Genomic DNA, 21,781 nt, shown 5'->3' on the forward strand with positions numbered 1-21,781 from the left:
TGCAAGGTTTGAACCGTAGTTGCCTTGGGCAAAGCCTGCTGGATGCGGGTGGAGCTGAAGGGGACAGGATCCTCGAACGTCGGTTGTATCGCAAGGCATAACCGGCAAAGGCAACCCAGCAGGACCATGTCGGTCCTGTCAACTGGAGAGAGACAGTGGATAGAGCGGAAAAACGCGAATTTGTCGCGTGGCTGAACGGCGCTTTCAAAGAGTCCGGTTCGGTCGTCGTGGCCCACTATACCGGTCTCACCGTTGCGCAGATGAGCGATCTTCGCTCGAAGATGCGTGAAGCAGGTGGGTCCGTTAAAGTCGCGAAAAACCGCCTTGCCAAAATCGCTCTTCAGGGCACGGAATCGGAAGGCATCGCTGACCTGTTTACAGGTCAGACGGTCGTTGCTTATGCAAACGACCCGATCGCCGCTCCGAAAGTAGCCGTCGAATTCGCCAAGACCAACGACAAGCTCGTTGTTCTCGGCGGTGCAATGGGTTCAACGACGCTCGACGCCGAAGGCGTCAAGTCGCTCGCTTCGCTCCCGTCGCTCGACGAACTGCGCGCAAAGCTGGTTGGTATGATCCAGACCCCGGCTCAGCGTCTTGCAGTGCTCACCAGCGCTCCGGCGGGCCAGATCGCCCGCGTCATCGGCGCGCACGCCCGGAAGAACGAGGCGGCTTAAGGCCGTTTCTCGCTGTCAACAGTTCAAACCTTAACTATAGGAAGTACAAAAATGGCTGATCTCGCAAAGATCGTTGAAGACCTTTCGGCCCTGACCGTTCTGGAAGCTGCAGAGCTTTCCAAGCTTCTCGAAGAGAAGTGGGGCGTTTCGGCTGCTGCTCCTGTTGCAGTCGCTGCTGCTGGCGGTGCTGCTCCTGCGGCCGCTGCTGAAGAAAAGACCGAATTCGACGTCGTTCTTGCTGACGGCGGCGCCAACAAGATCAACGTGATCAAGGAAGTGCGCGCAATCACCGGTCTTGGCCTCAAGGAAGCCAAGGATCTGGTCGAAGCTGCTCCGAAGGCAGTCAAGGAAGGCGCTTCGAAGGACGAAGCTGAGAAGATCAAGGCACAGCTCGAAGCTGCTGGCGCCAAGGTCGAACTCAAGTAAGTTCGAAAATTCCGGCGGACGTATGACGTTCGCCGGTTTTCGCCCCGTGCCGGGTGAGCAATGCACAGGCGATACCGAAAACCAGAAGGTTTGCTTGTGGGGCTATAATCGGAAAGGCCGTGGAATGCCCATTCCGATCTGCATAAACCCTTTTCCTGATGGCCATGGCAGGCTTTCAGGAAACGGGTTTTAGCCCGTTAGAGCAGGGTATATCCGGTGGATGTGCCAAACTGTTCAGGAGATTATGCATATCGCTCTTTTTATCGAGAGGGATAGGCACAAAAGGACCGCCGAAGGCGGCACAGGATAAAGGCCGCAAGGCGTGAGCAAGCCGTAAGGCTATAGAACGAGGAGCGACGATGGCTCAGACCCATTCTTTCAATGGTCGCAAGCGCGTACGCAAATTTTTCGGCAAGATACCCGAAGTCGCGGAAATGCCGAACCTTATCGAGGTTCAGAAGGCATCTTACGACCAGTTTCTCATGGTTGAGGAACCCGCAGGCGGGCGTACTGACGAAGGTTTGCAGGCGGTTTTCAAGTCTGTTTTCCCGATCCAGGATTTCTCCGGCGCTTCCATGCTGGAATTCGTCCGCTATGAATTCGACGCGCCGAAATTTGACGTTGACGAATGCCGTCAGCGCGATCTGACCTATTCGGCGCCGCTCAAGGTGACGCTGCGCCTGATCGTGTTCGATATTGACGAGGATACCGGCGCCAAGTCCATCAAGGACATCAAGGAGCAGGACGTCTATATGGGCGACATGCCCCTCATGACGGATAACGGCACCTTCATCGTCAACGGTACGGAACGCGTGATCGTTTCGCAGATGCACCGTTCGCCGGGCGTGTTTTTCGATCACGACAAGGGCAAGACCCACTCTTCGGGCAAGCTGCTTTTCGCCGCGCGCGTCATTCCTTATCGCGGTTCCTGGCTTGACATCGAGTTCGATGCCAAGGACATAGTCTATGCCCGCATCGACCGCCGCCGCAAGCTGCCCGTCACGACGCTGCTTATGGCGCTTGGCATGGACGGCGAGGATATTCTCTCGAAGTTCTACAACACCGTTACCTATACGCGTGATGGCGACAACTGGCGCATTCCCTATTCGGTCGAGCGCTTCAAGGGCATGAAAATCGTCTCCGATCTTATCGATGCGGATACGGGCGAGGTCGTGCTGGAAGCAGGTAAAAAGTTGACGGCGCGTTCAGCCCGCCAGCTTGCCGAGAAGGGCCTCAAGGCAATCAAGGCGACGGAAGACGATCTTTTCGATTCCTATCTTGCCGAAGACATCGTCAATTACGCGACCGGTGAGATTTATCTCGAAGCCGGTGACGAGATCGATGAGAAAGTTCTCAAGACCCTGCTCGACACGGGCGTTGAAGAGATCAATGTTCTCGACATCGACCATGTCAATATTGGTGCCTATATCCGCAACACTCTGGCTGCCGACAAGAATGAAGGTCGTCAGGATGCGTTGTTCGATATTTATCGCGTCATGCGTCCGGGTGAACCGCCTACGATCGATTCGGCGGAAGCGATGTTCCATTCGCTCTTCTTCGATGCGGAGCGCTATGATCTTTCCGCGGTTGGCCGCGTGAAGATGAACATGCGCCTTGATCTGGATGCGGAAGACACCGTACGCGTGCTGCGCAAGGAAGACATCCTTGCCGTCGTCAAGATGCTCGTTGAGCTGCGCGATGGCCGCGGTGAAGTCGACGACATCGACAATCTTGGCAACCGCCGCGTGCGTTCGGTCGGCGAGCTGATGGAAAATCAGTATCGCGTCGGCCTGCTGCGCATGGAGCGTGCGATCAAGGAACGTATGTCCTCGATCGAAATCGATACGGTCATGCCGCAGGATCTGATCAATGCGAAGCCTGCCGCAGCGGCTGTGCGCGAGTTCTTCGGCTCGTCGCAGCTCTCACAGTTCATGGACCAGACCAACCCGCTTTCGGAAATCACCCACAAGCGCCGTCTTTCGGCACTTGGACCGGGTGGTCTGACCCGCGAGCGTGCCGGCTTTGAAGTGCGTGACGTGCATCCGACCCATTACGGTCGTATCTGCCCGATTGAAACGCCGGAAGGCCCGAATATCGGTCTGATCAACTCGCTTGCAACCTTTGCCCGCGTCAACAAGTACGGCTTCATCGAAAGCCCGTACCGCAAGGTTGTCGATGGCAAGGTAACGAACGACGTCGTTTATCTTTCGGCGATGGAAGAGGCAAAGCATTCGGTCGCACAGGCCAATGTCGAGCTGGATGCAGACGGCGGTTTTGCTGAAGAATTCGTCATCTGCCGTCATGCCGGTGAAGTGATGCTGACCCCGCGTGAAAACGTGGACCTGATGGACGTTTCGCCCAAGCAGATCGTTTCGGTTGCGGCGGCACTTATTCCGTTCCTCGAAAACGACGACGCCAACCGCGCGCTCATGGGCTCGAACATGCAGCGTCAGGCCGTGCCGCTCGTGCGTGCGGAAGCGCCATTTGTCGGCACCGGCATGGAGCCGATCGTGGCGCGCGACTCTGGCGCCGCTATTGGCGCACGTCGCGGCGGCGTGGTCGATCAGGTGGACGCAACGCGTATCGTCATCCGTGCGACGGAAGATCTCGACCCGTCGAAATCGGGTGTCGATATTTACCGCTTGCAGAAGTTCCAGCGCTCCAACCAGAGCACCTGCATCAATCAGCGTCCGCTCGTGCGTGTAGGCGACCGGATTCAGAAGGGCGACATCATTGCTGATGGCCCGTCAACGGATCTGGGTGATCTGGCGCTTGGCCGCAACGTGCTCGTCGCGTTCATGCCATGGAACGGCTACAACTACGAAGATTCGATCCTTCTTTCCGAGAAGATCGTTTCGGATGACGTCTTCACCTCGATCCATATCGAGGAATTCGAAGTAGCCGCGCGCGACACCAAGCTTGGGCCTGAGGAAATCACCCGCGATATTCCGAATGTCTCGGAAGAAGCGCTGAAAAACCTCGATGAAGCAGGGATCGTCTATATCGGTGCAGAAGTGCAGCCGGGCGATATTCTGGTCGGCAAGATCACGCCGAAGGGCGAAAGCCCGATGACGCCGGAAGAAAAGCTTCTGCGCGCCATCTTCGGTGAAAAGGCGTCCGATGTTCGCGACACCTCCATGCGGATGCCGCCCGGAACCTACGGTACGATCGTTGAAGTTCGCGTTTTCAACCGCCACGGCGTTGAAAAGGACGAACGCGCAATGGCGATCGAGCGCGAGGAAATCGAACGTCTGGCCAAGGACCGTGACGACGAACAGGCGATTCTCGATCGCAACGTCTATGGTCGCCTGACGGACATGCTCGATGGCAAGGCCGCTGTTGCCGGGCCGAAGGGCTTCAAGAAGGGCACCTCGCTTTCGCCGGAGATCATCAAGGAATATCCGCGTTCACAGTGGTGGCAGTTTGCTGTTGAAGACGAAAAGCTTCAGGGCGAGCTGGAAGCATTGCGCAGCCAGTACGACGATTCCAAGAAGCTGCTTGAAGCACGCTTCATGGATAAGGTCGAGAAGGTCCAGCGCGGCGACGAGATGCCTCCGGGCGTCATGAAGATGGTCAAGGTCTTTGTCGCTGTTAAGCGCAAGATCCAGCCGGGCGACAAGATGGCTGGCCGTCACGGCAACAAGGGTGTGGTTTCCCGCATTCTGCCGGTCGAGGACATGCCGTTCCTTGAAGATGGCACGCATGCCGACATCGTGCTCAATCCGCTTGGCGTGCCGAGCCGTATGAATGTGGGCCAGATTCTGGAAACCCATCTTGGCTGGGCCTGTGCAGGCATGGGCAAGAAGATCGGGGAACTTCTGGACGTTTATCGCAAGTCGGCTGACATCAAGCCGCTGCGTGAGACACTGGAACATATTTATCCCGACAATGACCGCAACGAACCGGTTCGCTCTTATGACGACGATGCTGTCCTCATGCTGGCCGAGCAGACGAAGCGCGGCGTGTCGATCGCAACGCCTGTCTTTGACGGTGCGGTTGAGAACGACATCAATGCGATGCTGGCAGATGCGGGTCTTGCGACTTCGGGTCAGTCGACGCTCTATGACGGACGCACGGGTGAGCCGTTCGACCGGCAGGTGACAATGGGCTATATTTATATGCTCAAGCTTCACCATCTGGTCGACGACAAGATCCACGCACGTTCGATCGGGCCTTACAGCCTCGTCACGCAGCAGCCTCTGGGCGGTAAAGCACAGTTCGGCGGACAGCGTTTCGGTGAAATGGAGGTCTGGGCGCTGGAAGCATATGGTGCGGCATACACGCTGCAGGAAATGCTGACCGTCAAGTCGGACGACGTTGCGGGCCGTACCAAGGTCTACGAAGCGATCGTTCGCGGCGACGACACGTTCGAGGCAGGCATTCCGGAGAGCTTCAACGTTCTCGTCAAGGAAATGCGCTCGCTCGGCCTTGATGTCGAACTGGACGACACGCGTGAAGACCAGCATCCGGCGCTTCCGGACGCGGCGGAATAAAATCGAGGCGCGCCATGCTAATGCCATGGCGCGCCCATAAACTGTTCCCGTGAAGGGCAGGGTGCCTGCATCCGGGAACGGTTAGAGAATGAGCAGCGCGTTGCTGCCTATACCGCGAATTCTATTTTGGATGGCAGTTTGCAGCCAATCGGGGCTTTGAACTTGCCATCGGCGACACAGGGCGGCGGATCGCCCTCAAGGAGAACGGCATGAACCAAGAGGTCATGAATCTTTTCAATCCTCAGGCTCCGGCACAGACGTTCGATTCCATCAGAATCTCGATTGCCAGCCCTGAGAAGATTCTGTCCTGGTCATACGGCGAGATCAAGAAGCCGGAGACGATCAACTATCGCACGTTCAAGCCAGAACGCGATGGTCTCTTCTGCGCGCGCATCTTTGGCCCGATCAAGGATTATGAATGCTTGTGCGGCAAGTACAAGCGCATGAAATATAAAGGCATCATCTGCGAAAAGTGCGGCGTTGAAGTCACGCTGTCGCGCGTTCGTCGCGAGCGCATGGGCCATATCGAACTGGCTGCACCCGTAGCGCATATCTGGTTCCTCAAGTCGCTGCCGAGCCGCATCGGCACGCTCTTGGACATGACGCTCAAGGATATTGAGCGCGTCCTTTATTTTGAGAACTATATCGTCACCGAGCCGGGTCTCACTTCGCTGAAAGAGCATCAGCTTCTTTCGGAAGAAGAATATATGATCGCTGTCGATGAGTTCGGCGAAGATCAGTTTACGGCGCTTATCGGCGCGGAAGCCATCTATGAGCTTCTGGCCTCGATGGAACTCGACAAGATCGGTGCCGATCTGCGCGTCGAGCTCGCCGAGACAACGTCTGAACTCAAGCAGAAGAAGCTGATGAAGCGTCTCAAGATCGTTGAGAACTTCATCGAGTCCGGTAATCGGCCCGAATGGATGATCATGAAGATCGTTCCGGTCATTCCGCCGGATTTGCGTCCGCTTGTGCCGCTGGATGGCGGTCGTTTCGCGACTTCGGATCTCAACGATCTCTATCGTCGCGTCATCAACCGTAACAATCGTCTCAAGCGCCTGATCGAACTGCGGGCACCCGGCATCATCATCCGCAACGAAAAGCGCATGTTGCAGGAAGCTGTCGATGCACTGTTCGACAATGGCCGTCGCGGTCGTGTCATCACCGGTGCCAACAAGCGTCCGCTGAAGTCGCTCTCCGACATGCTCAAGGGCAAGCAGGGCCGCTTCCGCCAGAACCTGCTTGGCAAGCGCGTCGACTATTCCGGCCGCTCGGTTATCGTGACTGGTCCTGAACTCAAGCTGCACCAGTGCGGCCTGCCCAAGAAGATGGCGCTCGAACTGTTCAAGCCGTTCATCTATGCCCGCCTCGACGCCAAGGGTTTCTCCTCGACCGTCAAGCAGGCAAAGAAGCTGGTTGAAAAGGAACGTCCGGAAGTCTGGGATATTCTTGACGAAGTGATCCGCGAGCATCCGGTTCTGCTGAACCGCGCTCCGACGCTGCACCGTCTTGGCATTCAGGCTTTCGAGCCGGTTCTGATCGAAGGCAAGGCGATCCAGCTGCATCCGCTCGTCTGTACGGCATTTAACGCCGACTTCGACGGCGACCAGATGGCTGTTCACGTCCCGCTTTCGCTTGAAGCGCAGCTTGAAGCACGCGTGCTGATGATGTCGACCAACAACATCCTGCACCCGGCGAACGGCGCACCGATCATCGTTCCGTCGCAGGACATGGTTCTCGGCCTTTATTACCTGTCGATCGTGGCAGAGAAGGAGCCGGGCGAGGGCATGGCATTCGCCGATATGGGCGAGATGCAGCATGCTCTTGAAAACAAGATCGTCACGCTGCACACCAAGATCAAGGGCCGCTACAAGAGCGTGGATGCCGAAGGCAATCCGGTATCGAAGATTTTTGATACGACCCCCGGTCGCATGATCATCGGCGAACTGCTGCCGAAGCACGCAGCCGTGCCGTTCGACATCTGCAATCAGGAAATGACGAAGAAGAACATCTCCAAGATGATCGACCACGTCTACCGCCATTGCGGACAGAAAGAGACGGTCATTTTCTGCGACCGCATCATGCAGCTCGGCTTTGCGCATGCGTGCCGTGCGGGGATTTCGTTTGGCAAGGATGACATGGTCATTCCGGACGCCAAGGCGAAGATCGTCGCCGATACCGAAGCGCTGGCAACCGAGTATGAGCAGCAGTACAATGACGGCCTGATCACTCAGGGCGAAAAGTACAACAAGGTTGTCGATGCCTGGGGCAAGGCTACCGACAAGATCACCGAAGAGATGATGGCGCGCATCAAGGCCGTCGAATTCGATCCGGTGAGCGGTCGCCAGAAGCAGATGAACTCGGTTTACATGATGTCGCATTCGGGTGCCCGTGGTTCGGTCAACCAGATGCGCCAGCTTGGCGGCATGCGCGGCCTGATGGCCAAGCCGTCGGGTGAAATCATCGAAACGCCGATCATTTCCAACTTCAAGGAAGGCCTGACCGTTAACGAGTACTTCAACTCGACCCACGGCGCCCGTAAGGGTCTGGCTGATACGGCTTTGAAGACGGCAAACTCCGGTTATCTGACGCGTCGTCTCGTTGACGTCGCTCAGGATGCGATCATTTCGGAAGTGGATTGCGGCGCCGAAATCGGCCTCACCATGCAGCCGATCGTCGATGCGGGCCAGATCGTGGCTTCCATCGGCCAGCGCGTTCTGGGCCGTACGGCGCTTGATCCGATCCTGCATCCTGCGACCGGCGAGGTTATCGTCGAAGCTGGCCGCATGATCGAGGAGAAGGACGTCGAAGTCATCGAGAAGGCCGGTATCCAGTCGATCCGTATCCGCTCGGCCCTGACCTGTGAAACCCGCAATGGCGTTTGCGCCAAGTGCTATGGTCGTGACCTTGCACGCGGTACGCCGGTCAATCAGGGCGAGGCTGTCGGTGTTATTGCCGCGCAGTCGATCGGTGAACCGGGCACGCAGCTCACCATGCGTACCTTCCACCTTGGCGGTACGGCGCAGGTTGTCGACAGCTCCTATCTGGAAGCCTCCTATGAGGGTACTGTCAAGTTGCGTAACCGCAATGTGGTGCGTAACTCTGACGGCAATCTCGTCGTCATGGGCCGCAACATGGCGGTCCTGATCGTCGATGCTTCGGGCAAGGAGCGGGCGGTCCATCGCGTCACCTATGGTTCACGCCTGTTCGTGGACGAGGGCGACACGGTCAAGCGCGGCCAGCGTATTGCCGAATGGGATCCATATACCCGTCCGATCCTCACCGAAGTGGAAGGTTATATCGAGTTCGAAGATCTCGTTGATGGTCTTTCGGTTTCGGAAACGACCGATGAATCGACCGGTATCACCAAGCGCGTCGTTATCGACTGGCGTTCTACCCCGCGCGGTTCGGACCTCAAGCCGGCCATGGTTATCAAGGACAAGAGCGGCAAGGTCGCCAAGCTGTCGAAGGGTGGCGAAGCCCGCTTCCTGCTTTCGGTGGAAACGATCCTTTCGTTCGAGCCGGGCGCGCATGTGAAGGCTGGTGACGTTATCGCCCGTCTGCCGATGGAAAGCGCCAAGACCAAGGATATTACCGGTGGTCTGCCGCGTGTTGCGGAACTGTTCGAAGCTCGTCGTCCGAAGGATCATGCCGTCATCGCCGAGATCGATGGTACTGTCCGCTTCGGTCGCGACTACAAGAACAAGCGCCGCATCGTCATCGAGCCGAATGATGACACGATCGAGCCGGTCGAGTATCTCATTCCGAAGGGCAAGCCATTCCATCTTCAGGATGGCGACGTCATCGAAAAGGGTGAGTATATTCTCGACGGCAATCCGGCGCCGCACGACATCCTGGCGATCAAGGGTGTAGAGGCGCTTGCTTCTTACCTCGTTAACGAAATCCAGGAAGTCTATCGTCTGCAGGGCGTTCTTATCAACGACAAGCACATTGAAGTGATTGTTCGCCAGATGCTGCAGAAGGTGGAAATCACCGAGGCAGGGGATACCGGTTATATTACCGGCGATCATGTCGACCGTATCGAACTCGAAGAGATCAATGAACGTCTCATCGAGGAAGGCAAGGCGCCGGGCTCCGGCAATCCGGTCCTGCTCGGTATTACCAAGGCTTCGCTGCAAACGCCTTCGTTCATCTCGGCGGCATCGTTCCAGGAAACGACCCGCGTGCTGACCGAAGCTGCGGTTGCAGGCAAGATCGATACGCTGCAAGGCCTCAAGGAAAACGTCATCGTTGGACGTCTCATTCCGGCAGGCACGGGCGGCATGACCAATCAGATCCGCCGCATTGCAACGGCTCGCGACGAACTGATCATCGACGAGCGCCGCAAGTCCTCGGGATCGGCGGAAGCAAACGCCATGCTGACGGATATGACCAACAGCGCGGCCGAATAAGCCGGGTTTATAAATTGAAAAGGCCGCCTTTCGGGCGGCCTTTTGTTTTTTAAAGTGTTTTTTTGAAGCTGCCAGCGCAAAAATGGCGACTACATGGTAATCGCCAAATCCGTGCCTGCTATTCTTTGCTTTCGTCCTCGTCGTCATCTTCAAATTCGATGAGGGCGACTTCGCCGGTGAGCGCGGTTTTCCACGCACTCTTGTGCGGCTCTTCTTCCGGTTCTTCGGTGATGGTGCCGATTTCGAGCAGTTCCGCTTCGTGAAAACCTTCCTCGGCCAGAATTCCGAGTACGGTTTGAACGAGGTCTTCATCCTCATCAGCCTTGAGAAGCAGGTGGACCTCAACGGATCCCTCTTCTCCCTCGGTCCAGACGTCGGCAATAACCAGATGAACAGTTTGCGAATCGTTGTCCGCGGATGTGGGGGTGGATGACATTGAAGATCCCTTAATATTCGGTTGCGTTTCGAGTCAGATGTGCTTCAATAGCGGCTGTTGATCGATCATGCCATGCTGCCAGATGAAAATGACAGTTTTGAATGCGAAATAATCGCAATACGAGGTCGATATTAGCGCAATAAGCGGTCCAGGCGCAGCGAAATCGCAGCCTTACTGCTGTTTGGAGCAGAAACTTGACGTGTTGCTCTTGACGAAACGCCTTCAAACACGTATCAGCAGCCCATCTGAGCCGATGTGAGGCTGGCCGTTTCGGGGCGACACGTCCTGAACTTCGCCTCAAACAGGGTTCGTTTTACGATCGAAATGCAACTTGCCGTTCGCATGAAGCTAATGCTTCCTCTGCTTTTGTTCGGGGTGGCCGCTAAATGGTGTGGCTGGTCCCGGATTTTGTGCATGAGCACTCCGGTGAAACGGCCCTTCTGGGGCGCTGATACGAGATTTTTTATAGAGGAAGGTTTGGATGCCTACCGTAAACCAGCTGATCCGCAAGCCGCGCACTGCCCCGGTGAAGCGTAATAAGGTACCTGCTTTGCAGGCCAACCCTCAGAAGCGCGGCGTTTGCACCCGCGTTTATACGACGACCCCGAAGAAGCCGAACTCGGCTCTGCGTAAGGTTGCCAAGATCCGCCTGACCAATGGCTTCGAAGTCATCGGTTACATTCCGGGTGAAGGCCATAACCTTCAGGAGCACTCCGTGGTCATGATCCGCGGCGGTCGCGTCAAGGACTTGCCGGGTGTGCGTTACCACATCATCCGCGGTGTCCTCGATACGCAAGGCGTCAAGAACCGCAAGCAGCGCCGTTCGAAGTACGGTGCGAAGCGTCCTAAGTAAGAATTTTCCGGGGATACCGGCCGCCGGAAGGCGAGTTGAGCCCGATGTAATTGAAAGATCGAGACGAAATGTCCAGACGCCATAAAGCAGAAAAGCGTGAGATCAACCCGGATCCGAAGTTCGGTGATCTTGTCATTACCAAGTTCATGAATGCAATCATGCTTCATGGCAAGAAGTCGGTTGCCGAAAGCATCGTTTACGGTGCGCTTGAGACAATCGAAGCCAAGGCGAAGTCCGAGCCGGTCGCGCTGTTCCATCAGGCGCTTGATAACGTTGCTCCGCATGTCGAAGTCCGTTCGCGTCGCGTTGGCGGTGCCACCTATCAGGTTCCGGTCGACGTGCGTGCGGATCGCCGCCAGGCTCTCGCTATCCGTTGGCTGATCAACGCCGCCCGTGGTCGTAACGAAACCACGATGATCGATCGTCTGTCGGGTGAATTGCTCGATGCGGCAAACAACCGTGGTTCTGCAGTGAAGAAGCGTGAAGATACGCACCGCATGGCGGAGGCAAACCGCGCCTTCTCGCATTACCGCTGGTAATCGTCGAACCCTATTCAAAGAGCAAAAACATGGCCCGCGAATATAAAATCGAAGACTACCGTAATTTCGGTATCATGGCGCATATTGACGCCGGCAAGACCACGACCACGGAACGTATCCTGTTCTACACGGGTAAGAACCATAAGATTGGTGAAACCCATGATGGTTCGGCTACGATGGACTGGATGGCGCAGGAGCAGGAGCGTGGCATCACGATCACTTCTGCTGCAACCACCACCTTCTGGCAGGGTCGCGACGGACACAAGCGTCGTTTCAACATCATCGACACGCCGGGCCACGTTGACTTCACCATTGAAGTCGAGCGTTCGCTCCGCGTTCTCGACGGTGCAATCGCTCTTCTCGATGCGAATGCCGGTGTTGAGCCGCAGACGGAAACCGTCTGGCGTCAGGCTGAGAAGTATCACGTCCCGCGTATGGTGTTCGTCAACAAGATGGACAAGATCGGTGCGGATTTCTATCGCTGCGTCGAGATGATCAAGACCCGTCTTGGTGCGACCGCTCTGGTCGTCCAGCTGCCAATCGGTGCTGAAACCGAGTTTGAAGGCGTCATCGACCTGATCGAAATGAAGTCCTATACCTGGGATGGTTCGATCGGTGGCGCGACGATAGTTGGCGAGATTCCTGCCGACATGCAGGCCAAGGCGGAAGAGTACCGCGAGAAGCTGATCGAAACGGCTGTTGAAGTCGAAGAATCGGCTATGGAAGCCTATCTCGAAGGCAATATGCCGTCGAACGACGAACTGCGCTCGCTGATCCGCAAGGGCACCATCGCCGTTCAGTTCCATCCGGTCCTGTGCGGTACGGCGTTCAAGAACCGTGGCGTTCAGCCGCTTCTTGATGCGGTTGTGGACTTCCTGCCGGCTCCGAACGAAGTGCCTGCGATCAAGGGCATCGACGTGAAGACCGAACAGGAAACGACGCGCGAATCTTCGGATGAAGCACCGCTTTCGCTGCTCGCATTCAAGATCATGAACGATCCGTTCGTTGGTTCGCTGACCTTTGCTCGCATCTACTCGGGCAAGCTGACCAAGGGTGTCTCGCTTGAGAACACTGTCAAGGGCAAGCGCGAGCGCATCGGTCGTATGCTGCAGATGCACTCGAATTCCCGCGAAGACATCGAAGAAGCCTTTGCAGGCGACATCGTTGCTCTGGCAGGCCTCAAGGAAACCACGACTGGCGATACGCTTTGCGATCCGCTGAAGCCGGTTATCCTTGAACGCATGGAATTCCCGGATCCGGTTATCGAGATCGCTATCGAGCCGAAGACCAAGGCTGACCAGGAAAAGATGGGCATTGCGCTCAACCGTCTGGCTGCCGAAGATCCGTCCTTCCGCGTCAAGTCGGATGAAGAATCCGGCCAGACGATCATTGCAGGTATGGGTGAGCTTCACCTCGACATTCTCGTCGACCGCATGAAGCGCGAATTCAAGGTTGAAGCCAATATCGGTGCGCCGCAGGTTGCGTATCGTGAAACCATCACGCGGGCTGCCGAAATCGATTACACCCACAAGAAGCAGTCGGGTGGTTCGGGTCAGTTCGCTCGCGTCAAGATCATTTTCGAGCCGCATGAAGGTGATGATTTCATCTTCGAATCGAAGATCGTCGGTGGCGCAGTTCCGAAGGAATACATTCCGGGCGTTCAGAAGGGTATCGAAAGCGTCATGGGCGCGGGTCCGCTCGCCGGCTTCCCGATGCTCGGCGTGAAGGCCACGCTCATCGATGGTGCTTACCATGATGTCGACTCTTCGGTTCTCGCTTTCGAAATCGCTGCCCGTGCAGCGTTCCGCGAAGGCGCACAGAAAGCTGGCGCACAGCTTCTCGAACCGATCATGAAGGTCGAGGTCGTGACGCCTGAAGATTACGTCGGTGACGTGATCGGCGATCTGAATTCGCGTCGCGGTCAGATTTCCGGCACTGAAGCCCGTGGTATCGCTACGGTCGTCAACGCAATGGTTCCGCTGGCCAATATGTTCGGCTACGTCAACAGCCTGCGTTCGATGTCCCAGGGCCGCGCGCAGTACACGATGCAGTTCGACCATTATGAGCCGGTTCCGACCGCGGTCGCACAGGAAATCCAGAAGAAGTTCGCGTAATCCTTCATTACGCCAGACAGTAATAGAGCCTGAGCAGGCTAGAAATTAGGAGAGCTCAGATGGCAAAGAGCAAATTTGAACGTAACAAGCCCCACGTTAACATTGGCACGATTGGTCACGTTGACCATGGCAAGACGTCGTTGACTGCGGCGATTACGAAGTTCTTCGGCGACTTCAAGGCGTATGACCAGATTGACGCAGCGCCGGAAGAAAAGGCACGCGGCATCACCATTTCGACCTCGCATGTCGAATATGAGACGCCGAACCGTCACTATGCGCATGTCGACTGCCCCGGCCACGCCGACTATGTGAAGAACATGATCACCGGTGCCGCTCAGATGGACGGCGCGATCCTGGTGGTTTCGGCTGCTGATGGCCCGATGCCGCAGACCCGCGAGCACATCCTGCTTGCCCGTCAGGTCGGCGTTCCGGCAATCGTGGTGTTTCTCAACAAGTGCGATCAGGTTGACGATGCGGAACTGCTCGAACTGGTCGAACTGGAAGTGCGCGAGCTTCTTTCGAAGTACGACTTCCCCGGCGACGAAACCCCGATCATCAAGGGTTCGGCACTGGCCGCTCTTGAAGACAGCTCGAAGGAACTGGGCGAAGACGCGATCCGTTCGCTGATGGAAGCTGTCGACAGCTACATCCCGACCCCGGAACGTCCGATCGACCAGCCGTTCCTGATGCCGATCGAAGACGTGTTCTCGATCTCGGGCCGTGGTACGGTTGTGACCGGTCGTGTCGAGCGCGGTATCGTCAAGGTTGGTGAAGAAGTCGAAATCGTCGGCATCAAGGCGACGTCGAAGACGACGGTTACGGGCGTTGAAATGTTCCGCAAGCTGCTCGATCAGGGCCAGGCTGGCGACAATATCGGCGCACTGGTTCGCGGCGTTGGCCGTGAAGACGTCGAGCGCGGTCAGGTTCTCTGCAAGCCGGGTTCGGTCAAGCCGCACACCAAGTTCAAGGCAGAAGCCTATATTCTGACCAAGGACGAAGGTGGCCGTCATACGCCGTTCTTCACCAATTACCGTCCGCAGTTCTACTTCCGCACGACCGACGTGACGGGTGTTGTGACGCTGCCGGAAGGTACGGAAATGGTCATGCCTGGCGACAATGTTGCCATGGACGTGACGCTGATCGTGCCGATTGCAATGGAAGAGAAGCTGCGCTTCGCTATCCGTGAAGGCGGCCGCACCGTCGGCGCCGGCATCGTATCCTCGATCATCGAGTAATTAGATTGTGCAGGGGCGCTTGGCCCCGAACATGATCCCGAAAAGTGGTTTCCGGTTTTCGGATAAGGTCATGCTCAAAGCTGAGCGTCCCGCGTAACAAGGAACAGATGAAATGAACGGTCAAAACATCCGCATTCGCCTCAAGGCGTTTGATCATCGGATCCTTGACGCTTCGACGCGGGAAATCGTGTCGACTGCCAAGCGTACCGGTGCCAATGTGCGCGGACCGATCCCGCTTCCAACGCGGATCGAGAAGTTCACAGTCAACCGGTCGCCGCACATCGACAAGAAGAGCCGCGAGCAGTTCGAGATGCGCACGCACAAGCGTCTTCTCGATATCGTTGACCCGACCCCGCAGACAGTTGATGCGCTGATGAAGCTCGATCTGTCAGCAGGTGTCGATGTCGAGATCAAGCTTTAATCGGCTTGAGGACGGAAGGAACGAACCCGATGCGTTCAGGTGTTATTGCACAAAAGCTGGGCATGACCCGCGTCTATAACGACGCAGGCGAGCATGTACCGGTGACAGTTCTTCGTATGGAGAGCTGCCATGTGGTCGCTCAGCGTACAGTTGAAAAGAACGGTTATACGGCTGTTCAGCTTGGCGTAGGACTCGCCAAGGTGAAGAACACGTCCAAGGCTATGCGCGGTCATTTCGCGAAGGCCGAGGTCGAGCCGAAGGCGAAGCTTGCGGAATTCCGCGTTTCCCCGGATAACCTTCTTGAAGTTGGCTCGGAAATCACTGCCGAGCATTTCGTCGCCGGTCAAAAGGTTGACGTGACAGGTACTTCTATCGGTAAAGGTTTTGCCGGTGTTATGAAGCGTCACAACTTTGGCGGTCATCGTGCGTCGCACGGTAACTCCATTACCCACCGCGCTCACGGTTCTACCGGCCAGCGTCAGGATCCGGGTAAGGTGTTCAAGGGCAAGAAGATGGCCGGTCACATGGGGCAGACCCGCGTGACCACGCAGAACATCGAAGTTGTCTCCACGGACAGCGATCGTGGCCTCATTCTGGTCCGCGGTGCGGTTCCCGGCTCCAAGGGAGCCTGGATTCTGGTTCGCGATGCCGTGAAGGTTTCTCTGCCAGAGAATGCACCAAAGCCGGCTGCCCTGCGCCAAGGCGCGAATAATGCAGCAGCGGATGCTGTCGCGACTGAGGGAGCCGAATAATGGATCTCACGATTACAACTCTTGAAGGCAAGGATGCCGGCAAGGTCAAGCTGAACGAGGACATCTTCGGCCTTGACCCGCGTGACGACATTCTCCAGCGCGTCGTGCGCTGGCAGTTGGCACGTCGCCAGCAGGGCGGTCACTCGACGCTGACGCGTGGTGAAGTTGCTCGCACCGGCTCCAAGATGTACAAGCAGAAGGGTACGGGCCGCGCCCGTCACCATTCGGCTCGCGCTCCGCAGTTCCGCGGTGGTGGCAAGGCTCACGGACCGGTGGTTCGTTCGCATGACCACGATCTGCCGAAGAAGGTTCGCGCTCTTGGTCTGCGTCATGCCCTGTCTGCAAAGGCCAAGGCTTCCGATCTGATCATCATCGATGATCTGACGGCCAAGGACGCCAAGACGAAGGCGCTCGTGTCGCAATTCGCCAAGCTTGGACTTGAGAATGCGCTTCTCATCGGCGGTGCCGAGATCGAGGCAAACTTCTCGCGTGCGGCTTCGAACATTCCGAACATCGACGTTCTGCCGGTGCAGGGCATCAATGTTTACGACATTCTGCGTCGCGGCAAGCTCGTGCTTTCCAAGGCCGCTGTCGAAGCTCTCGAAGCCCGTTTTAATGGGAGCGTTTCAAATGACTGATCTTCGCCACTACGACGTGATCGTCAGCCCCGTCATTACGGAGAAGTCCACGCTGGTTTCCGAAAACAACCAGGTTGTCTTCAACGTAGCCCGCAAGGCGACGAAGCCCGAAATCAAGGCTGCAATCGAGGCGCTTTTCGGCGTCAAGGTCAAGGCCGTCAACACCACTGTGCGCAAAGGCAAGGTGAAGCGGTTCCGCGGCATTGTCGGGCGCCAGAGCGACGTCAAGAAAGCGATCGTGACTTTGGCTGAAGGCCAGAGCATCGACGTTTCGACTGGTCTCTGAGAGGCCGTGGAGTAAAGACAATGGCACTCAAGCACTATAATCCGATCACGCCGGGCCAGCGCCAGCTGGTCATCGTGGATCGCTCGGAACTCTACAAGGGCAAGCCGGTCAAGTCCCTGACCGAAGGTCTGTCCAAGAAGGGTGGCCGTAACAACACCGGTCGTATCACTGTCCGCTATCAGGGCGGTGGTCACAAGCGTTCTTATCGTTTCATCGACTTCAAGCGCCGTAAGCATGATGTCGTCGCAACGGTCGAGCGTCTGGAATACGATCCAAACCGCACCGCGTTCATTGCGCTGATCCGCTATGAAGATGGCGAGTTGAGCTATATTCTGGCGCCGCAGCGTCTGGCAGTCGGTGACAAGGTCGTTGCCGGTCAGTCCGTCGACGTGAAGCCGGGCAATGCAATGCCGCTTTCGTCCATGCCGGTCGGCACCATCATCCACAATGTGGAGATGAAGCCGGGCAAGGGCGGTCAGATTGCTCGTTCCGCAGGCACCTATGCCCAGCTGGTCGGTCGCGATCAGGGCATGGTCATCCTGCGCCTGAATTCGGGTGAACAGCGTCTGGTTCCTGGTGCATGTTTTGCAACGGTTGGCGCAGTGTCCAATCCGGAGCATGGCAACATCAAGGACGGCAAGGCCGGTCGTTCGGTCTGGCGCGGCAAGCGTCCGGGCGTTCGCGGCGTCGCGATGAACCCTGTCGATCACCCGCATGGTGGTGGTGAAGGCCGTACTTCAGGTGGCCGTCATCCGGTTACGCCGTGGGGCAAGCCTACGAAGGGCAAGAAGACCCGTTCGAACAAGTCGACCGACAAGTTCATCATGCGCTCGCGCCATCAGCGCAAGAAATAAGAGAGGTAGTCTGAAATGGCTCGTTCAGTTTGGAAAGGTCCGTTTATCGATGGCTATCTTCTCAAGAAAGCTGAGAAGGTGCGCGAGGGCGGTCGTAATGAAGTCATCAAGATGTGGAGCCGTCGCTCCACCATCTTGCCGCAGTTCGTCGGCCTGACATTCGGTGTCTATAACGGCAACAAGCATGTGCCGGTTTCGATCTCCGAAGAGATGGTCGGTCACAAGTTCGGTGAATTCGCGCCGACACGGACCTATTACGGTCACGGCGCGGACAAGAAGGCAAAGAGGAAGTAACGATGGGCAAGGCCAAGGCTCCCCGCCAGCTTAAGGATAACGAGGCGAAAGCCGTCGCCCGTACGCTTCGCGTCAGCCCGCAGAAGCTGAATCTTGTAGCGAGCATGATTCGCGGCAAGAAGGTGAATGCGGCACTCGCCGATCTGACGTTCTCGCGCAAGCGGATCGCGGAAACAGTGAAGAAGACGCTCGAATCGGCTATCGCCAACGCTGAGAACAATCATGATCTCGACGTTGATGCGCTGATCGTTGCTGAAGCTTATGTTGGCAAGTCGATTGTTATGAAGCGTTTCCATGTCCGTGGACGTGGTAAGGCAAGCCGTATAGAAAAGCCGTTTTCGCATCTCACCATTGTTGTCCGCGAAGTTGCGGAAAAAGGGGAGGCCGCATAATGGGCCAGAAGATTAATCCGATCGGTTTCCGTCTCGGTATCAACCGCACCTGGGATTCACGTTGGTACGCGAATACTGGTGAATACGGCAGGCTTCTGCACGAAGACGTCAAGATCCGTGAGTATCTGAAAAGCGAACTCAAGCAGGCCGCGATCTCGAAGATCGTGATCGAGCGCCCGCATAAGAAGTGCCGCGTGACCATTCATTCGGCTCGCCCGGGCATCATTATCGGCAAGAAGGGCGCAGACATCGAAAAGCTGCGCAAGAAGCTTTCCGAGATGACGAATTCTGATGCGTCGCTCAATATCGTCGAAGTGCGCAAGCCGGAAATCGACGCTACGTTGGTTGCCCAGTCGATCGCGCAGCAGCTCGAACGCCGTGTGGCATTCCGTCGCGCCATGAAGCGTGCCGTTCAGTCGGCAATGCGTCTGGGCGCGGAAGGTATCCGTATCAACTGCTCCGGCCGTCTTGGCGGTGCTGAAATCGCACGTATGGAATGGTATCGCGAAGGCCGCGTTCCGCTTCACACGCTGCGCGCCGACATCGACTACGGTACGGCTGAGGCGCAGACCGCTTACGGCATCTGCGGTGTGAAGGTCTGGGTCTTCAAGGGCGAAATCCTTGAACATGACCCGATGGCTTCCGAACGTCGTGCGGTTGAGGGTGACAATCAGGGTTCCCAGCAGAACCGCCGCCGCGAAAACGCTTGATAAAGCGGGCCGCGGGCGAGAAAATTGGAGTAGAGAACAATGATGCAGCCAAAGCGCACCAAGTTCCGTAAACAGTTCAAGGGCCGTATTCACGGCAACTCGAAAGGTGGCACGGATCTCAATTTTGGTGCTTTCGGCCTGAAGGCCATGGAGCCTGAGCGCGTCACTGCACGGCAGATCGAAGCGGCCCGCCGCGCGATCACCCGTCATATGAAGCGTGCGGGTCGCGTATGGATCCGTATCTTCCCTGACCTGCCGGTTACGTCGAAGCCTACTGAAGTCCGTATGGGTAAAGGTAAGGGTTCGGTTGACTACTGGGCATGCCGTGTGGCACCAGGTCGCGTGATGTTTGAGCTTGACGGCGTACCCGAAGATGTGGCACGCGAAGCCCTACGACTCGGCGCTGCGAAGTTGCCGATCAAGACGCGCTTTATCCAGCGCATAGCTGAATAAGAGAGGCAGCCATGAAAGCCGCAGACGTTCGGGCGAAAAGCCTCGATCAGATCAACGATGAGTTGGCCGCATTGAAGAAGGAGCAGTTCAACCTGCGCTTTCAGAAAGCAACCGGCCAGCTTGAAAAAACCGCGCGCGTGAAGCAGGTTCGCCGCGACATTGCGCGTATCAAGACTATTGCCCGCCAGAAGGCGGCCGCAAGCAAGGCATAAGGAAGAATATCATGCCTAAACGCGTTCTGCAGGGCGTTGTCGTCAGCGACAAGAACGACAAGACTGTTGTGGTTAAGGTTGAGCGCCGCTATTCGCATCCGCTCCTCCAGAAGACCGTGCGCCAGTCGAAGAAGTACAAAGCGCATGACGAAAACAACCAGTTCAAGGTTGGCGACGCCGTTTCCATCCAGGAATCGGCACCAATCTCGAAGGACAAACGCTGGGTCGTTCTGACGAACGAAGCAGCGGGCTAAATTACAAACACGCAGCTTAGGTAGGGCAGGAGCCCTTAACCAGCTGAAGGAAAAGAAGGCGGCCAGTCATGATTCAGATGCAAACAAACCTCGACGTGGCGGATAATTCCGGCGCACGTCGTGTCATGTGCATCAAGGTGCTGGGCGGTTCGAAGCGGCGTTACGCTTCCGTTGGCGACATCATCGTGGTGTCGGTCAAGGAAGCTATTCCGCGCGGCCGCGTCAAGAAAGGTGACGTGATGAAGGCGGTGGTCGTACGGACCGCCAAGGACATCCGTCGTCCGGATGGCAGCGTAATTCGTTTTGATAACAACGCAGCCGTTCTCATCGATAACAAGAAAGAGCCTATCGGTACACGTATCTTCGGACCGGTTCCGCGCGAGCTTCGTGCAAAGAGCCACATGAAGATCATCTCGCTGGCTCCGGAAGTTCTGTAAGGAAGCAAGACGATGCAAAAGATTCGCAAAGGCGACAGCGTTGTCGTGTTGTCCGGTAAGGACAAGGGCCGTAAGGGCGAAGTACTCAAGGTCATGCCGAAGGACGAGCAGGCGCTCGTTCGCGGCATCAATATCGTAAAGCGTCATCAGCGCCAGACCCAGACACAGGAAGCCGGCATTATTTCCAAGGAAGCGCCGATTCATCTGTCGAACCTGGCAATCGCCGACCCCAAGGATGGCAAGCCGACCCGCGTCGGTTTCCGCGTTGAGGAAGGCAAGAAGGTTCGTGTCGCAAAACGTTCTGGAGCGCTGATCGATGGCTGAAGCAAAGGCACTTCCCCGCTTCAAGAAGCTTTATCAGGACAATATCCGCAAAGCTCTCCTTGAAGAATTCAAATATGACAACGAGATGCAGATTCCGCGCATCGACAAGGTTGTCATCAACATGGGCGTAGGCGAAGCAACGGGCGACTCCAAGAAGCCTTCGGTTGCTGCTGAAGATCTCGGCCTGATTGCCGGTCAGAAGGCCGTAATCACGCGCGCTCGCAATTCGATCGCAACCTTCAAGTTGCGTGAAGACATGCCGATCGGCACGAAGGTTACTCTTCGTCAGGATCGCATGTATGAGTTTCTTGACCGCCTGATCACGATTGCGCTGCCGCGTGTTCGCGACTTTCGTGGTCTGAATCCCAAGAGCTTTGATGGTCGTGGCAACTTTGCCATGGGTATCAAGGAACACATCGTGTTTCCGGAAATCAACTACGATAAAGTTGATCAGATCTGGGGCATGGACATCATCGTTTGCACGACCGCCAAGACGGATGATGAAGCGCGCTCACTTCTGCGTGCCTTCAACTTCCCGTTTAGGCAGTAACGGCAAGCGTAGCGAGGTATAT

Annotated in this window: 23 protein-coding genes; 22 read left to right on the forward strand and 1 reads right to left on the reverse strand. The window is 56.7% G+C overall.

What is annotated here, in order from left to right; translation table 11 throughout:
- Nucleotides 1–155: 155 nt before the first annotated feature.
- From rplJ to rpoC, 4 genes are all read left to right on the forward strand, one after another.
- The gene (rplJ, locus tag DKP76_RS08200) at nucleotides 156–674 is read left to right on the forward strand and encodes a 50S ribosomal protein L10 (RefSeq protein WP_109705980.1); all 519 of its coding nucleotides are present in this window, start codon (nucleotides 156–158) and stop codon (nucleotides 672–674) included.
- Between the two features lie 51 nt (nucleotides 675–725).
- Nucleotides 726–1,100 (forward strand): 50S ribosomal protein L7/L12, encoded by a 375-nt coding sequence (gene rplL / locus DKP76_RS08205; RefSeq protein WP_094539769.1) that lies wholly within the window; start codon nucleotides 726–728, stop codon nucleotides 1,098–1,100.
- A gap of 359 nt (nucleotides 1,101–1,459) precedes the next feature.
- On the forward strand, nucleotides 1,460–5,593 hold the full coding sequence (rpoB, locus tag DKP76_RS08210; protein WP_109705981.1) for a DNA-directed RNA polymerase subunit beta: 4,134 nt from the start codon (nucleotides 1,460–1,462) through the stop codon (nucleotides 5,591–5,593).
- A gap of 209 nt (nucleotides 5,594–5,802) precedes the next feature.
- Complete coding sequence (gene rpoC, locus DKP76_RS08215; RefSeq protein WP_109705982.1) at nucleotides 5,803–10,005, forward strand: DNA-directed RNA polymerase subunit beta'; 4,203 nt, start codon at nucleotides 5,803–5,805, stop codon at nucleotides 10,003–10,005.
- 118 nt (nucleotides 10,006–10,123) lie between these two features.
- On the opposite strand, the gene DKP76_RS08220 is transcribed toward rpoC, so the two are convergent.
- Nucleotides 10,124–10,441, reverse strand: coding sequence for a hypothetical protein (locus DKP76_RS08220; protein WP_109705983.1), 318 nt, complete (start codon nucleotides 10,439–10,441; stop codon nucleotides 10,124–10,126).
- 481 nt (nucleotides 10,442–10,922) lie between these two features.
- On the opposite strand from DKP76_RS08220, the gene rpsL reads away from it, so the two are divergent.
- From rpsL to rplE, 18 genes are all read left to right on the forward strand, one after another.
- Nucleotides 10,923–11,294: a 30S ribosomal protein S12 gene (gene rpsL, locus DKP76_RS08230; RefSeq protein WP_006168377.1), complete on the forward strand. Its 372-nt coding sequence runs from the start codon at nucleotides 10,923–10,925 to the stop codon at nucleotides 11,292–11,294.
- A gap of 68 nt (nucleotides 11,295–11,362) precedes the next feature.
- Nucleotides 11,363–11,833, forward strand: coding sequence for a 30S ribosomal protein S7 (rpsG, locus tag DKP76_RS08235; RefSeq protein ID WP_109705985.1), 471 nt, complete (start codon nucleotides 11,363–11,365; stop codon nucleotides 11,831–11,833).
- Between the two features lie 29 nt (nucleotides 11,834–11,862).
- A complete protein-coding gene (fusA, locus tag DKP76_RS08240; RefSeq protein ID WP_109705986.1) occupies nucleotides 11,863–13,947 on the forward strand; it encodes an elongation factor G in 2,085 nt (694 codons plus the stop codon).
- Between the two features lie 59 nt (nucleotides 13,948–14,006).
- Nucleotides 14,007–15,182 carry an elongation factor Tu gene (tuf, locus tag DKP76_RS08245; protein ID WP_109705975.1) on the forward strand — a complete coding sequence of 392 codons (1,176 nt, stop codon included), beginning with the start codon at nucleotides 14,007–14,009 and terminating at the stop codon, nucleotides 15,180–15,182.
- A 112-nt stretch (nucleotides 15,183–15,294) separates the two neighbouring features.
- The gene (rpsJ, locus tag DKP76_RS08250) at nucleotides 15,295–15,603 is read left to right on the forward strand and encodes a 30S ribosomal protein S10 (protein ID WP_002964363.1); all 309 of its coding nucleotides are present in this window, start codon (nucleotides 15,295–15,297) and stop codon (nucleotides 15,601–15,603) included.
- Nucleotides 15,604–15,632: 29 nt separating this feature from the next.
- Nucleotides 15,633–16,355, forward strand: coding sequence for a 50S ribosomal protein L3 (gene rplC, locus DKP76_RS08255; protein ID WP_109705987.1), 723 nt, complete (start codon nucleotides 15,633–15,635; stop codon nucleotides 16,353–16,355).
- The gene (rplD, locus tag DKP76_RS08260) at nucleotides 16,355–16,993 is read left to right on the forward strand and encodes a 50S ribosomal protein L4 (RefSeq protein ID WP_109705988.1); all 639 of its coding nucleotides are present in this window, start codon (nucleotides 16,355–16,357) and stop codon (nucleotides 16,991–16,993) included. The genes rplC and rplD overlap by 1 nt, the downstream gene beginning before the upstream one ends.
- The gene (locus tag DKP76_RS08265; protein ID WP_109705989.1) at nucleotides 16,986–17,279 is read left to right on the forward strand and encodes a 50S ribosomal protein L23; all 294 of its coding nucleotides are present in this window, start codon (nucleotides 16,986–16,988) and stop codon (nucleotides 17,277–17,279) included. The genes rplD and DKP76_RS08265 overlap by 8 nt, the downstream gene beginning before the upstream one ends.
- A gap of 20 nt (nucleotides 17,280–17,299) precedes the next feature.
- Entirely contained in the window at nucleotides 17,300–18,133 is an 834-nt protein-coding gene (gene rplB, locus DKP76_RS08270; protein WP_109705990.1) for a 50S ribosomal protein L2, read from the forward strand.
- Nucleotides 18,134–18,148: 15 nt separating this feature from the next.
- The gene (rpsS, locus tag DKP76_RS08275) at nucleotides 18,149–18,427 is read left to right on the forward strand and encodes a 30S ribosomal protein S19 (protein WP_109705991.1); all 279 of its coding nucleotides are present in this window, start codon (nucleotides 18,149–18,151) and stop codon (nucleotides 18,425–18,427) included.
- A gap of 2 nt (nucleotides 18,428–18,429) precedes the next feature.
- Nucleotides 18,430–18,819: a 50S ribosomal protein L22 gene (gene rplV / locus DKP76_RS08280; protein ID WP_109705992.1), complete on the forward strand. Its 390-nt coding sequence runs from the start codon at nucleotides 18,430–18,432 to the stop codon at nucleotides 18,817–18,819.
- Nucleotides 18,819–19,529 (forward strand): 30S ribosomal protein S3, encoded by a 711-nt coding sequence (gene rpsC / locus DKP76_RS08285; RefSeq protein WP_109705993.1) that lies wholly within the window; start codon nucleotides 18,819–18,821, stop codon nucleotides 19,527–19,529. Before rplV ends, rpsC begins: the two co-directional genes overlap by 1 nt.
- Before the next feature lie 39 nt (nucleotides 19,530–19,568).
- Nucleotides 19,569–19,982 carry a 50S ribosomal protein L16 gene (gene rplP / locus DKP76_RS08290; protein ID WP_109705994.1) on the forward strand — a complete coding sequence of 138 codons (414 nt, stop codon included), beginning with the start codon at nucleotides 19,569–19,571 and terminating at the stop codon, nucleotides 19,980–19,982.
- A gap of 11 nt (nucleotides 19,983–19,993) precedes the next feature.
- Nucleotides 19,994–20,194, forward strand: coding sequence for a 50S ribosomal protein L29 (gene rpmC / locus DKP76_RS08295; RefSeq protein WP_109705995.1), 201 nt, complete (start codon nucleotides 19,994–19,996; stop codon nucleotides 20,192–20,194).
- An 11-nt stretch (nucleotides 20,195–20,205) separates the two neighbouring features.
- The gene (gene rpsQ, locus DKP76_RS08300) at nucleotides 20,206–20,448 is read left to right on the forward strand and encodes a 30S ribosomal protein S17 (RefSeq protein WP_109705996.1); all 243 of its coding nucleotides are present in this window, start codon (nucleotides 20,206–20,208) and stop codon (nucleotides 20,446–20,448) included.
- Between the two features lie 68 nt (nucleotides 20,449–20,516).
- A complete protein-coding gene (rplN, locus tag DKP76_RS08305) occupies nucleotides 20,517–20,885 on the forward strand; it encodes a 50S ribosomal protein L14 (RefSeq protein WP_109705997.1) in 369 nt (122 codons plus the stop codon).
- Nucleotides 20,886–20,897: 12 nt separating this feature from the next.
- Nucleotides 20,898–21,209 (forward strand): 50S ribosomal protein L24, encoded by a 312-nt coding sequence (gene rplX / locus DKP76_RS08310; protein WP_109705998.1) that lies wholly within the window; start codon nucleotides 20,898–20,900, stop codon nucleotides 21,207–21,209.
- Complete coding sequence (gene rplE / locus DKP76_RS08315; RefSeq protein ID WP_109705999.1) at nucleotides 21,202–21,759, forward strand: 50S ribosomal protein L5; 558 nt, start codon at nucleotides 21,202–21,204, stop codon at nucleotides 21,757–21,759. The genes rplX and rplE overlap by 8 nt, the downstream gene beginning before the upstream one ends.
- Nucleotides 21,760–21,781: the final 22 nt, after the last annotated feature.

The organism is Falsochrobactrum shanghaiense (genome assembly GCF_003149535.1).
In the GTDB taxonomy this organism is placed as follows: domain Bacteria; phylum Pseudomonadota; class Alphaproteobacteria; order Rhizobiales; family Rhizobiaceae; genus Brucella; species Brucella shanghaiense.

Bases quoted from the DNA above. Each gene is read 5' to 3' on its own strand.
- rplL (WP_094539769.1), top strand. From the start codon at position 726: ATGGCTGATCTCGCAAAGATCGTTGAAGACCTTTCGGCCCTGACCGTT.
- rpoB (WP_109705981.1), top strand. From the start codon at position 1,460: ATGGCTCAGACCCATTCTTTCAATGGTCGCAAGCGCGTACGCAAATTT.
- rpoC (WP_109705982.1), top strand. From the start codon at position 5,803: ATGAACCAAGAGGTCATGAATCTTTTCAATCCTCAGGCTCCGGCACAG.
- DKP76_RS08220 (WP_109705983.1), bottom strand. From the start codon at position 10,441: ATGTCATCCACCCCCACATCCGCGGACAACGATTCGCAAACTGTTCAT.
- rpsL (WP_006168377.1), top strand. From the start codon at position 10,923: ATGCCTACCGTAAACCAGCTGATCCGCAAGCCGCGCACTGCCCCGGTG.
- rpsG (WP_109705985.1), top strand. From the start codon at position 11,363: ATGTCCAGACGCCATAAAGCAGAAAAGCGTGAGATCAACCCGGATCCG.
- fusA (WP_109705986.1), top strand. From the start codon at position 11,863: ATGGCCCGCGAATATAAAATCGAAGACTACCGTAATTTCGGTATCATG.
- tuf (WP_109705975.1), top strand. From the start codon at position 14,007: ATGGCAAAGAGCAAATTTGAACGTAACAAGCCCCACGTTAACATTGGC.
- rpsJ (WP_002964363.1), top strand. From the start codon at position 15,295: ATGAACGGTCAAAACATCCGCATTCGCCTCAAGGCGTTTGATCATCGG.
- rplC (WP_109705987.1), top strand. From the start codon at position 15,633: ATGCGTTCAGGTGTTATTGCACAAAAGCTGGGCATGACCCGCGTCTAT.
- rplD (WP_109705988.1), top strand. From the start codon at position 16,355: ATGGATCTCACGATTACAACTCTTGAAGGCAAGGATGCCGGCAAGGTC.
- DKP76_RS08265 (WP_109705989.1), top strand. From the start codon at position 16,986: ATGACTGATCTTCGCCACTACGACGTGATCGTCAGCCCCGTCATTACG.
- rplB (WP_109705990.1), top strand. From the start codon at position 17,300: ATGGCACTCAAGCACTATAATCCGATCACGCCGGGCCAGCGCCAGCTG.
- rpsS (WP_109705991.1), top strand. From the start codon at position 18,149: ATGGCTCGTTCAGTTTGGAAAGGTCCGTTTATCGATGGCTATCTTCTC.
- rplV (WP_109705992.1), top strand. From the start codon at position 18,430: ATGGGCAAGGCCAAGGCTCCCCGCCAGCTTAAGGATAACGAGGCGAAA.
- rpsC (WP_109705993.1), top strand. From the start codon at position 18,819: ATGGGCCAGAAGATTAATCCGATCGGTTTCCGTCTCGGTATCAACCGC.
- rplP (WP_109705994.1), top strand. From the start codon at position 19,569: ATGATGCAGCCAAAGCGCACCAAGTTCCGTAAACAGTTCAAGGGCCGT.
- rpmC (WP_109705995.1), top strand. From the start codon at position 19,994: ATGAAAGCCGCAGACGTTCGGGCGAAAAGCCTCGATCAGATCAACGAT.
- rpsQ (WP_109705996.1), top strand. From the start codon at position 20,206: ATGCCTAAACGCGTTCTGCAGGGCGTTGTCGTCAGCGACAAGAACGAC.
- rplN (WP_109705997.1), top strand. From the start codon at position 20,517: ATGATTCAGATGCAAACAAACCTCGACGTGGCGGATAATTCCGGCGCA.
- rplX (WP_109705998.1), top strand. From the start codon at position 20,898: ATGCAAAAGATTCGCAAAGGCGACAGCGTTGTCGTGTTGTCCGGTAAG.
- rplE (WP_109705999.1), top strand. From the start codon at position 21,202: ATGGCTGAAGCAAAGGCACTTCCCCGCTTCAAGAAGCTTTATCAGGAC.